The 11,892-nt window shown below is 42.9% G+C and carries 15 protein-coding genes; all 15 read right to left on the bottom strand.

The annotated features are described in order from the left end of the window. Positions 1-86: 86 nt before the first annotated feature. Entirely contained in the window at positions 87-467 is a 381-nt protein-coding gene (gene aroH / locus JV16_RS09735; RefSeq protein ID WP_021095008.1) for a chorismate mutase, read from the bottom strand. Further along, positions 427-1,566, bottom strand: coding sequence for a 3-dehydroquinate synthase (aroB, locus tag JV16_RS09730; RefSeq protein ID WP_021095009.1), 1,140 nt, complete (start codon positions 1,564-1,566; stop codon positions 427-429). Before aroB ends, aroH begins: the two co-directional genes overlap by 41 nt. Continuing rightward, entirely contained in the window at positions 1,566-2,735 is a 1,170-nt protein-coding gene (gene aroC / locus JV16_RS09725) for a chorismate synthase (protein WP_021095010.1), read from the bottom strand. Before aroC ends, aroB begins: the two co-directional genes overlap by 1 nt. A 108-nt stretch (positions 2,736-2,843) precedes the next feature. Then, a complete protein-coding gene (locus tag JV16_RS09720) occupies positions 2,844-3,614 on the bottom strand; it encodes a CheR family methyltransferase (RefSeq protein WP_021095011.1) in 771 nt (256 codons plus the stop codon). A 100-nt stretch (positions 3,615-3,714) separates the two neighbouring features. Then, positions 3,715-4,161 (bottom strand): nucleoside-diphosphate kinase, encoded by a 447-nt coding sequence (gene ndk, locus JV16_RS09715; RefSeq protein ID WP_009373682.1) that lies wholly within the window; start codon positions 4,159-4,161, stop codon positions 3,715-3,717. A 121-nt stretch (positions 4,162-4,282) separates the two neighbouring features. Then, complete coding sequence (gene hepT, locus JV16_RS09710) at positions 4,283-5,245, bottom strand: heptaprenyl diphosphate synthase component II (protein WP_021095012.1); 963 nt, start codon at positions 5,243-5,245, stop codon at positions 4,283-4,285. Positions 5,246-5,256: 11 nt separating this feature from the next. Next, positions 5,257-5,970, bottom strand: a complete 714-nt coding sequence (locus JV16_RS09705) for a demethylmenaquinone methyltransferase (protein WP_021095013.1) — start codon at positions 5,968-5,970, stop codon at positions 5,257-5,259. Between the two features lie 25 nt (positions 5,971-5,995). Further along, positions 5,996-6,646 carry a heptaprenyl diphosphate synthase component 1 gene (locus JV16_RS09700; protein WP_042535563.1) on the bottom strand — a complete coding sequence of 217 codons (651 nt, stop codon included), beginning with the start codon at positions 6,644-6,646 and terminating at the stop codon, positions 5,996-5,998. 60 nt (positions 6,647-6,706) lie between these two features. After that, positions 6,707-6,934 carry a trp RNA-binding attenuation protein MtrB gene (mtrB, locus tag JV16_RS09695; protein ID WP_004889838.1) on the bottom strand — a complete coding sequence of 76 codons (228 nt, stop codon included), beginning with the start codon at positions 6,932-6,934 and terminating at the stop codon, positions 6,707-6,709. An 8-nt stretch (positions 6,935-6,942) separates the two neighbouring features. Further along, a complete protein-coding gene (gene folE, locus JV16_RS09690) occupies positions 6,943-7,506 on the bottom strand; it encodes a GTP cyclohydrolase I FolE (protein ID WP_035063241.1) in 564 nt (187 codons plus the stop codon). Between the two features lie 109 nt (positions 7,507-7,615). Further along, a complete protein-coding gene (locus JV16_RS09685; protein ID WP_003394524.1) occupies positions 7,616-7,888 on the bottom strand; it encodes an HU family DNA-binding protein in 273 nt (90 codons plus the stop codon). A 259-nt stretch (positions 7,889-8,147) separates the two neighbouring features. After that, complete coding sequence (spoIVA, locus tag JV16_RS09680; RefSeq protein WP_009373691.1) at positions 8,148-9,626, bottom strand: stage IV sporulation protein A; 1,479 nt, start codon at positions 9,624-9,626, stop codon at positions 8,148-8,150. Positions 9,627-9,750: 124 nt separating this feature from the next. Next, positions 9,751-10,473, bottom strand: coding sequence for a hypothetical protein (locus JV16_RS09675; protein WP_042535585.1), 723 nt, complete (start codon positions 10,471-10,473; stop codon positions 9,751-9,753). Positions 10,474-10,488: 15 nt separating this feature from the next. After that, positions 10,489-10,692 (bottom strand): DUF2768 domain-containing protein, encoded by a 204-nt coding sequence (locus tag JV16_RS09670; RefSeq protein ID WP_042535560.1) that lies wholly within the window; start codon positions 10,690-10,692, stop codon positions 10,489-10,491. A gap of 174 nt (positions 10,693-10,866) precedes the next feature. Continuing rightward, positions 10,867-11,886 (bottom strand): NAD(P)H-dependent glycerol-3-phosphate dehydrogenase, encoded by a 1,020-nt coding sequence (locus JV16_RS09665; protein WP_042535559.1) that lies wholly within the window; start codon positions 11,884-11,886, stop codon positions 10,867-10,869. Positions 11,887-11,892: the final 6 nt, after the last annotated feature.

Raw genomic sequence — 11,892 nt, 5'->3', positions numbered from 1 at the left:
ATACGTACCTTAACGATCCTCTGCTCCGCTCTCACTCATTCTCTACTCAACTCTTACTCTACTCAGCTAACTTATAAACCATCATATTATATGTCTGACTTTTTTGTCAACTGCAGATCCGGCCGAAGCTGGATTGCATCGCGTAAATATACGTGATGAATATCTTGCTGCGCTCGCTTCGTATGTACAGTCATCATGACGCGAATACATTTCGGTAATGCATGCGGAACGTTAATTTCGCGCATACACATCACTGGAACATACGTCCATCCATCGAGATGACGCAACGCTTTCGCCGGGAACGTGGCGTTTAAATCATCGGTCATCGAAATGAGTACCGATACGACGTCTTCTGCGTTCACATCGTTTTGGCGGATCATTTCTATTAACAATCGTTTCGTTTCATCGACAATCTCTCGTTCATCGTTATTGCTCACAGTCGTTGCCCCGCGAATCGCTCGAATCACATGTTTCCCCTCCTTCTTCGGCAAACGCGTATAACCATTGCAACAATTGTTCATCGCTTATCTGTTCTACACATACCGTTCCGATCTCTTTCATTAACACCATGCGCACCGTTTGATCTTTCGCCTTTTTATCTTTTTTCATTTTTTCAAGCAAACGTTCAGGCGATACGTGTGATGGAAGCGAAGTCGGAAAGCCGTAATGATGAAATAACGTCCGAAACGACGAGTAAAAAAGCGGTTGGTTGTAAAAACGTTCACTGACAAAAATGGCAAATAACATCCCGAGGGCAACCGCATCTCCATGCGTCATCACTCCGTACCCGAGCTCGCTTTCTAGCGCATGACCAAGCGTATGACCGAAGTTCAAGTGGGCGCGAACCCCATGCTCTTTCTCATCTTGTGAGACAACTGCCGCTTTAATTTCAATTCCTCTTTGAATCGCATATTGTAATCGTTCGCCATTCAAATCCTCTATCTTTTCTACGTTCGCTTGTAACCAGCCAAAAAAAGCGCGATCATAAATTAAGGAATGTTTAATAATTTCCGCAAAACCAGATCGCATTTCTCTTTTTGGGAGGGTGGACAGAAGAGAAATATCATAAAAAACGAGTTCAGGCTGATAAAAAGCACCAATCATATTTTTCCCAAGCGGATGATTGATGGCCGTTTTTCCTCCAACAGCGCTATCGTGCGCTAATAACGTTGTCGGCACTTGAACAAACCGAATGCCACGCATATATGTCGCTGCGACAAAACCAGCTAAATCTCCAACGACCCCTCCGCCGAGGGCAACAATTAATGAATCACGATCTAAATGGTTTGTTAACGCTGCGGTATGACAAGCATAAAATTGTTCAAACGACTTCGCCTCTTCCCCGCTTGGAATCACATGCGCGTACACACGGTCATATGTTTGATGAAGAGCTTGTTGCACATCAGCTAAATAAAGCGAAGCGACCGTTTCATCTGTAATGATGAGCACAGCTGTCACATGCGGGCAAACGCGATCAATCATCCGATCCATCATGTGCAATAATTCATTCCCAATGACGACTTCATATCGTTTCGACGGCGTAGCGATGTGAATGCGTTTCATCATTAAAACTCCTTTGCGTACCGACGCATGTTTTCGACATTTTGGATAATCAGATCCATGCGATCTTGTCCAAATTGTTCGACAATGGCTGCGGCAATTTCCCACGCCACTACTGCTTCAGCGACAACGCTTGCGGCAGGGACAGCGCAACTATCTGAACGTTCAATGCTTGCGGCAAACGGTTCTTTCGTTTCAATATCGACACTCATAAGCGGTTTATATAACGTCGGAATCGGCTTCATCACCCCGCGCACAACGATTGGCATCCCTGTCGTCATGCCACCTTCAAATCCGCCAAGTCGATTCGTTTTTCGCGTATATCCCGTTTCTTTGCTCCATATAATTTCGTCATGCACTTCACTTCCGAAGCGGCGTGCCGCTTCAAAGCCGATGCCAAACTCAACTCCTTTAAACGCATTAATGCTTACAATAGCTGCGGCAATTTTTGCATCTAACTTGCGATCATAATGGACGTAGCTTCCAACGCCAGTCGGAACACCTTCCACAATGACTTCGACAATTCCACCGATCGAATCACCTTTTTCTTTCGCTTCATCAATGGCCGCCATCATCTTTTTTTCCGCTTCTGCATCAAAGCAGCGAACAGGAGATTGCTCTGTCACTCGTTGCAACTCTTCAAGCGATGTATATGCGATATGCTCCGCCTTGACTCCTCCAATTTCAACGACGTGGCTTGCGATACGAATGCCTAACTCCGACAAAATTCGTTTCGCTACCGCACCAGCAGCGACGCGCACCGTTGTTTCACGCGCTGACGAGCGCTCTAACACATTGCGCATATCGCGGTGGCCGTATTTTATCGCCCCATTTAAATCTGCATGCCCTGGACGTGGACGCGTCACTTTTCTTTTCACTTCTTCTGTATCGTCAACTAACGGTTCAATGCCCATAATGTTCGTCCAATGTTTCCAATCGCGATTTTCAACGACAAGGGTAATTGGAGAACCGAGCGTTTTCCCGTGTCGCACCCCGCTTAAAATTTTCACTTCGTCTTTTTCAATTTGCATGCGTCGTCCGCGACCGTATCCTTTTTGCCGACGCGCTAAATCTTCGTTAATATGCTCTGCGAAAAGCGTCAATCCTGCCGGAACACCTTCAATAATTGTTGTGAGTTGTGGACCGTGAGACTCACCAGCTGTTAAATACCGCAATTCCCTCTCTCCCTTCATCTCTTTAAAGCGATTATGTATGAATATAGCACATTTTTTCTACAGACGTAACCCCTTAATTACACAGAAAGCGACCGAGTTCGGCCGCGGCTACATTTTTCGATAAAAAAACGTATCTTCCACTTCAAAACCGTATGCAGTCGGATTAAAAATTTGTTCCGTGCTACCGACAAAAAATATTCCTCCCGGACGAAGAGCGCCATTAAATTTCAAATACAATTCGTGTTTTGCTTCTTCCGTAAAGTAAATGAGCACGTTGCGGCAAACGATTAAGTCGAAATTCGCATCAAACGGGTCGGCAAGCAAATTATGTTTTTTAAATGTGACCGTTCGTTTAATGTCATCAATAATTTTGTAATGAGATCCTTCTTTGACAAAAAATTTTTTCTTTACATCTTCTGGCACTTCTTGAAGGGAACGCTCCATATAAATGCCGAGCTTCGCCCGAGCCATTGCGTTATCATCAATGTCAGTCGCTAGCACACTGACTTGCGATAGCGGCATAAATTTGGACAAAATGATGGCCAACGTATACGGCTCTTCTCCTGTCGAGCAGGCAGCGCTCCATACTTTTAATCGTTTGTTTTTTTCAAGAAGTTTTGGAATAATCTTTTTTTCAAGCACTTCCCATCGTTTCACATTGCGGAAAAATTCAGATACATTAATCGTCATGCGATCTAAAAACTCATGGAACAACGCTTGATCATGATTCATCGCCCGAAAAAATTCATCGAAATTTTTAAATCCTTTTTTTTCGTACAGAGAAGTTAAGCGCCGTTTCATTTGCGCTTCTTTATACAACGCTAAATCAATACCTGTTTTTCGTTTCACGTTTGCAATAAATTGTTGATAATCACTCATACAAAAAACTCCTCTTCCTTTTCTTTCATAAATACAGTATAACGAAAATGTGAAAAAACAGAAATAAAAAAATAAAGATAGGCGTGTGCCTACCTTTTTATTAGTATATCCACTCGTTCATCAGTTTGCTGTAAGAAACGAGCTCTTCTTCTTTGAAAAATAGTTGAATTTCGCGCGCTGCGCTCTCTTTTGAGTCAGAACCGTGAATAATATTTTTTCCGACCGTTAAACCGAAGTCACCACGAATCGTCCCAGGCAACGCTTCTTGCGGGTTTGTTTTCCCCATCATTTGACGAGCTGTAGCGATGACGTTTTCGCCTTCCCATACCATCGCAAATACTGGACCGGACGTAATAAATTCAACAAGTTCACCAAAAAACGGGCGCTCTTTATGCTCTGCGTAATGTTGTTCAGCAAGCTCGCGCGATACTTGCATGAGCTTTGCGCCTACAAGCTGAAAGCCTTTGCGCTCAAAACGCGCAACGATGTCACCAATGACACCGCGTTGTACCCCATCTGGTTTGACCATTAGAAATGTTCTTTCCATGACGAATTCTCCACCCCTGATACGTTATGTATTGGAATTCACTCCTCCGCAATTATACCACCTTGTATGCAAATTAGCAATATTCGCCATGAAAACGATTTAATTTTTTCTTTTCATACGTCTAATATTTCCGTTTTCCGATATATTTCGCAATGTTGTAAAGTGCCGTCCAAGCACGGTTGCGTGGCAGTTTTTGTAATGTGTGAAGTGCTTTTTGTAAGTAGCGATCTCCGAGCTCATATGATTTTTCAATGGCGTCTGTTCGCTTAATGCCATCAATCACGTGCGCCATTTCATGACTTGTTGTATGTTCGTTTACTTTTATAATTTGTTCTTTTAACGTCTGTTCCTTCATCGCGTACAAAACAGGGAGCGTCACATTTCCTTGCGATAAATCGCTGCCTGCTGGCTTGCCGAGTTGTTTTTCTGTTCCGATAAAGTCAAGAATATCGTCTGTAATTTGAAAAGACATTCCAACGTAATAGCCAAACCAATACAACTTTTTATGAACCGCTTCAGGCGCCCCTGCAACGACGGCACCAAGCTGACAGCTTGCCGCAATAAGTAGAGCTGTTTTTCTTTTGATTCGTTGTAAATAGCGACGCAAATTTTGGTCAAAGCGATATTTGTCGCTAATTTGTTCGATTTCTCCACGACATACTTCGACGATGGTTTTCGCTAAAATATGATGGGCAACAGGATCATCAATTTCACACATTTGTTCAAGCGCTCGAGCGAACAAATAATCGCCAACGTACATCGCAAATTGGTCGCCCCATTTCGCTTGAATCGTCTCTTTTCCGCGTCGTAACATCGCGCCATCAATGACATCATCATGGACAAGAGAAGCCATATGAATGAGTTCAAGAGCAACAGCTACCCGTTTCATTTTCTCAAAATGATATGTGCCAAATTGTCCACCAAGTAAAACAAAAACCGGACGAATGCGCTTTCCGCCCGCCTCAAGCAAATGCAACGATGCTTCATTGACGAGCGGATCAGACGTTTGCACCGTCATTTTTAATTGTTCTTCAATTCGGTTTAAATCTCCATTTAAAAACGAATACATCGCTTTTAGCTTCATCACTATTCACCTTAACGTCCATCAGGTTTATATCCGAGATGCATCGCTGCCACTCCGAACGTATACGGTTTCACTTGTACACGCACGAGACCAGCTTGGCGAAACATGTCTGCTAGCTCGTCCATTCCCGGAAATTCACGTGCCGATTCTTGCAACCACGAGTATTCTTCATAACTTTTCGCGAAAATTTTCCCGAAAAAAGGCATGATGTAACGAAAATATGCATAGTACAGTTGTCGAAAACCGATGAGCGTTGGCTGTGACGTTTCTAAACAAACGACTTTTCCACCTGGCTTTGCTACGCGATACATTTCTTTTAATACGGTCATATAGTCGGGAACGTTACGCAATCCGAAACCAATCGTCACATAGTCAAACGTGTTGTCAGGAAACGGTAAGTTCATCGCGTTTCCGTGCACGAGCGTCACATGTTGAAACCCGCGCTCTTTTACTTTTTCTTCCCCTACTTTTAGCATATTGCGACTAAAATCAAGCCCGTACACTTCGCCGCTCGGTCCGACCGCTTCCGCCAACGCAATCGTCCAATCTGCTGTTCCACAGCATACATCGAGCGCTTTCGCTCCTTTTTGTACATTCATTCGTCTCATCGTATCTTTTCGCCATGCGACATGACGTTTAAAGCTAATGACTGAGTTCATGCGATCATAATGATCTGAAATTTTTTCAAATACGCGATGAACACGTTCTTCTTTCGACTGTTGCATAAAAATCCCCTTCTTTCAACTGAAATCAAGCGAGGAGATGAGAAAACCGCTCTTTTACCTCTTCGTGTATATGAAGCGGAAGAAGATCTTGTAATTTCCGCTTACAGTAGTCGATATAATCTATCGATGCTTTCGATTTCGCTCCATCACGATGAACGCGTTTCAGCGAGAACAAGTAATACGCTAATTCTCCCCATTCATCAGCATGAACATGCTCTGCAAGCTTACAAAGCAAGGCGGACTCAATGACACCGATGCAATGAAAGCGCTCAAGATCATCCAAGGATAGTTGCCGTAAACGAATTTTTTGTATATTGATCTCTTTGATCGCTTCAGCAAAGCGACGAATGAGTGAAATGTCATGCCGTCGCGCTAAAAACTCGTAATACAATCCGCTATATAAATCTCCCGCAAGCACTGTTAATTGCCTTTGTTGTATCGTTTGTTGCTCATCTATTTCATCATGGGTATCAAGGGCGAGCTGAATGAACATCATGGCAAACACATAATCGAGTGCGATGTTTGCGTCCACTTGAGCCGAACGTAGCATAGAAAGAGCAAACAATATGCGATCTTCGTCTACGATACGTGGCTGTATATAGCGATCGACATACGAATGGGCAATTGCCCGTTGAATGCGCGTTCGTACTTGTTCCATTTGCTGTTGCATATCCATGACTCATCACCCTTGCTTCCCAAAAACTCAAACTTTATTATATCATAAACTGCCTTTACGTTAACGATGATTTTTCGCATCAGATTGGATTTCACCGTGCTGCGTTTGAATCAGCGCTTTTCCGCGCACTTTGATCGCTGATGTATGCTCCGTAAATTGTGCAATGAGCACTTCCCCTTGATCGAGCTTTTCTGAATGGTGGAAACGCGTATCTGAACCGCGTGTCAATCCAATGACGTTCACTCCGTCCTCTAACGCTTTAATGACGACATAATCTCCTTGCATCATGATCCCTCCTACTTAATGAGCGCTAATATTTCAGCACGTGCTTTCTCGTCCGTTGCAAGCGTTCCACGAACCGCAGTTGTGACCGTTTTCGCTCCTGGTTTTTTCACGCCGCGCATCGTCATGCACATATGTTCTGCCTCAACAACAACCATCACTCCATGCGGCTCGAGCGTCTCCATAATCGCATCAGCGACCGTTGCCGTAATTCGTTCTTGTAACTGCGGACGGCGCGCCACTGTTTCGACTGCTCGTGCGAGTTTGCTTAACCCTGTGACTTTGCCGCCACGCGGGATGTATGCGACATGAGCCACGCCGAAAAACGGGACGAGATGATGTTCACACATGGAATAAAACGGAATATCTTTAACGAGGACAAGCTCTTCATGATCTTCACTAAACACCGTTTGCAAATGTATTTTCGGATCTTCATTCAAGCCTGAAAACACTTCTGCATACATTTTCGCCACTCGCTTCGGTGTATCGAGCAACCCTTCGCGATTCGGATCTTCTCCAATCGCTTCTAAAATTAAGCGGACAGCCTGTTCGATTTGTTCTACATTCATTTGTTGCATCCTCCTAGCATTCAACTTCACGTAATCCGATTCTAGCATATAAAGATGAAAAAAGGCAAAAAAGAAGAGGTAGCTCGCAACCGGCTACCTCTTGGCTGTATGTAATTTCTTACTTTACAGCATCTTTTAACGCTTTCCCAGGTTTGAAAGCAGGAACTTTGCTTGCAGCAATTTCGATTTCTTCTCCTGTTTGCGGGTTGCGTCCTTTGCGCGCCGCACGCTCACGCACTTCGAAGTTACCAAAACCGATTAATTGCACTTTATCACCGTTTTTAAGCGCTTCTGTAATCGCGTCAAAAACAGCATCAACTGCTTTAGATGCATCCTTTTTAGAAAGACCGCTTGCTTCAGCTACCGCATTAATTAATTCCGTTTTGTTCATGCCATTCACCTCCTCCCAAAGCGTATGTATCATACATTACTTTCAGTTGTTTACACTTTCTATTGTTTCTATACATTAACATGCCTTATATTAACTGATTCTTGCTCATAATTCAACATTTTTTCAGCAAAATCATGCAATTTGCCTATTATTCTCCAAGGAGCCTAACATTTTCTGAATAAAGATTATCATATTGCTCTTTTTCACTGCAAGAGAAAATTTTCGTTTAAAAGCAAAAAAGACCCCAAATGGAGTCTTTTTATAAGATGATGGCAATGAGTCCACCGGATCCTTCATTAATGATGCGCTCTAACGTCTCTTTTAATTTATAACGCGCATTTTCAGGCATGAGAGCAAGCTTGGCTTGAATGCCTTCACGAACGATCGAGCTGAGCGAGCGGCCAAATATATCTGAGTTCCAAATAGAAAGCGGATCATCCTCAAAATCTTGCATTAAGTAACGGACGAGTTCTTCACTTTGTTTTTCTGTTCCGATGATCGGTGCAAACTCCGATTCGACATCGACTTTAATCATATGAATAGACGGTGCTACCGCTTTTAAACGCACACCAAAACGTGATCCTTGGCGAATAATTTCCGGTTCATCTAAGCTCATATCAGAAAGCGATGGAGCAGCAATGCCATAACCTGTTTGTTTCACCATGCGGAGCGCATCAGCAATTTGGTCGTATTCCGCCTTCGCATAAGCGAAATCTTGCATTAATTGCAACAAATGATCTTTCCCGCGAATTTCTACGCCGACAACTTCTTTTAAAATTTGATCGTACAATTCGTCTGGGGCGTATAAATCAATTTCTGCGATGCCTTGCCCCATTTCAATGCCAGCCAAGCGAGCTTCATCAATAAAATCGTACTCACTAAATTGTTGAACGACGCGATCGACATCACGCAAACGCTTAATATCTTTTACTGTATCGCGCACCGCTTCTTGATAACTTTCACGCAACCAATGGTTTTCGCGCAAAACCATGACCCAGTTCGGTAAATTTACATTCACCTCTAATACCGGGAATTCATACAATGCTTCACGAAGCACTTGATACACATCCGCTTCACGCATTCCTTCCACGCTTAACGCTAATACCGGAATATCGTATTTTTCACTTAGTTGTTGCTTCAATGTTTCTGTTTCAGGATGTTGTGGACGAACGGTATTAATAATCATAATAAATGGCTTACCAACTTCTTTTAATTCATTTACAACACGTTCTTCTGCTTCCACATAGTTTTCACGCGGAATTTCTCCAATCGAGCCATCCGTTGTAATGACAACACCGATCGTCGAATGTTCTTGAATGACTTTGCGCGTACCGATTTCAGCTGCTTCTTGAAATGGAATTGGTTCTTCATACCACGGTGTATGGATCATACGTGGCCCATTTTCATCTTCAAATCCTTTTGCCCCTTGTACTGTATAGCCGACACAATCAACGAGGCGAATATTTACTTCCAATCCATCGTCTACTTTTACTTTCACCGCTTGATTCGGAACAAACTTCGGCTCTGTCGTCATAATTGTTTTTCCCGCTGCGCTTTGTGGCAGTTCATCTTGTGCTCGAGCTTTATCTGCTTCGTTTTGAATATTCGGAATGACAACAAGTTCCATAAACTTTTTAATAAATGTTGATTTGCCTGTTCGAACGGCGCCGACAACTCCTAAATAAATATCTCCGCCTGTTCGTTCGGCAATATCTTTAAAAAGATCGACCTTTTCCAACTGCCTTCCCTCCCTTATATTTAAAACATATGAGGACACTATATGCATATGTCGTTGTCCTAATTGTTTATGACTAAAAAAATCCCTTCTCTAAAATGTATTTGCTTAGAGAAGGGATCATGACTTATTTCACAAGAAAAATAGGTTCTTTTTTCTTTTCATCAATCGTGTAGGGAAGGGAATAAGCTGGGACAAAAAGCGAATGCTTAACAAGCAAGTCGCGAATATCATCTCCATAGCGATAGTGATGCGCCTCTGATTGCAATTTTTCATACAAGTCGATACGGTAGTCGATATAAATTTCTCCCTTGCCGTCAATAATGAGCGGAAGATTTTTTCCTGAATATGGGCTGACGACATAAGGCGGTGCGTCTAAACGAAGTTTTTTATAATCGAGCGTAAATACTCCTTTAGCGAGCACATCTTTAAATGGTGGATAACCGTGAGCGTCTTGATACATGCGAATGCGCAACTTTAAATCGCGAATGGCTTCCGCCGCACGCAAATCTAGCAATTTGACCGTCGGATTTGTTTCTACATCGACAAGAACGTATTGATATACGCCGCCGCTTTCAAACGCATTGCCCGGTGGTTCAGCCATATATCGCGGCACAAGCAAATTGAAATCAATCGGATATTTTTGATAAATGGGCGTAGACATATCTCGTGTTTTAATAGGTAACAAACCGCCTGTCGCCTGCTTATATTCATTTACTGCTTGTTGAACACGTTCGACTTGTTCTTTATATGGAATTTGGTTTTGCGCTAGCCGCTCTTGCGGGTATAAACACCCAGATAATAACACAGACACGACAACGATCATTGCAGAAAGTATCCACTTTTTCATCATTCATCCATCCTTCTATTCTTGCACCGGCCCGCTAAATACGACAAATACAATAATAAGGCCAGCGATGATCATACTTATGTATGCAATCGTCGCTAAAACAATTTTTACCACCTTATTTTTCACCTTGTATCGACTAAAATAAATCGAAAATACAGCAACAAACATTAACCCGATTCCTGTTAACGAAATCCACATTTTTAAAAGACCCGGTGACATTCCTCTCCCTCGCTTTCTCTTAATTGCTGCATAAAAAAGCTGAAGTAAAGCGGGGCTTCTTTACTTCAGACGATGACTAAACATGCACCATCCATTCGAGTCTGAGAATGTTTTCATAGCATTGTATGCAACATACATAACAAAGCTCTCTTCACATGCCTATTTCAAAGAAAATTATAACGAAATGTTCGCTAAATCTTCAAGTTCTGACGTTTTCCCGCGCGCCATAAGCGAATCGACCGCACTTTTCACATCTTTTCCGTTAAACAAAACATCGTAAAGTGCATTTGTAATCGGCATATCCACATTCATTTTTTTCGCTAGCTGATAGGCCGCTTTTGTCGTTCGAACACCTTCAACGACCATTCCCATGTTCGCGAGCACATCATCAAGCGCATATCCTTTTCCAAGCAAATTGCCCGCACGCCAGTTGCGTGAATGGACGCTTGTACACGTCACAATTAAATCACCGATGCCAGTCAACCCTGCAAATGTGAGCGGATTGGCACCGAGACGGCTACCGAGACGAGCCATTTCTGCAAGTCCGCGCGTCATAAGCGCCGCTTTTGCATTATCCCCATAACCAAGTCCATCCGTAATTCCAGCAGCTAGCGCAATAATATTTTTTAACGCCCCGCCAATTTCTACGCCAATTAAATCTGGGTTTGTATATACGCGGAAATATTGATGATTCATAAATAAATCTTGAATGCGTTCGGCTGCTTCCATGTTTTTCGATGACACCGTCACGGTCGTTGGATGGCGTAAACTCACTTCCTCCGCATGACTTGGACCTGATAAAACGACGACATCTTGCAATTGTTCTCCCATTTCTTCTTCAATAATTTCTGAAATGCGTTTATGTGTATCCGGTTCAATTCCTTTACTAACCGAGACGATTGTAATTGGCTGTTTCAAGCACGTACGAACACGCTGCAACACTTCGCGAATCGCTTTTGTCGGAACGGCTAATACAACCGTTCCAACTCCTTCAAGCGCTTTGGCAAGATCGATATAACCAACAATCGCCTCAGGAAGATGAATATTTGGCAAATATTTTTCGTTCGTATGTTTTTCATTTATTTCATCCATTTGTTCTTGACGTTGTCCCCATAGCCGAACGTGATGTCCGTTATCAGCAAGAACGATCGCTAAAGCTGTGCCCCAACTACCTGCACCTAATACAGTAACCATTTTATC

The sequence above is a fragment of the Anoxybacillus ayderensis genome, from assembly GCF_000833605.1.
Classification (GTDB): domain Bacteria; phylum Bacillota; class Bacilli; order Bacillales; family Anoxybacillaceae; genus Anoxybacillus; species Anoxybacillus ayderensis.
Note: the sequence above shows the minus strand (reverse complement) of the source record. Positions and strands in the feature narration are given on the sequence as shown.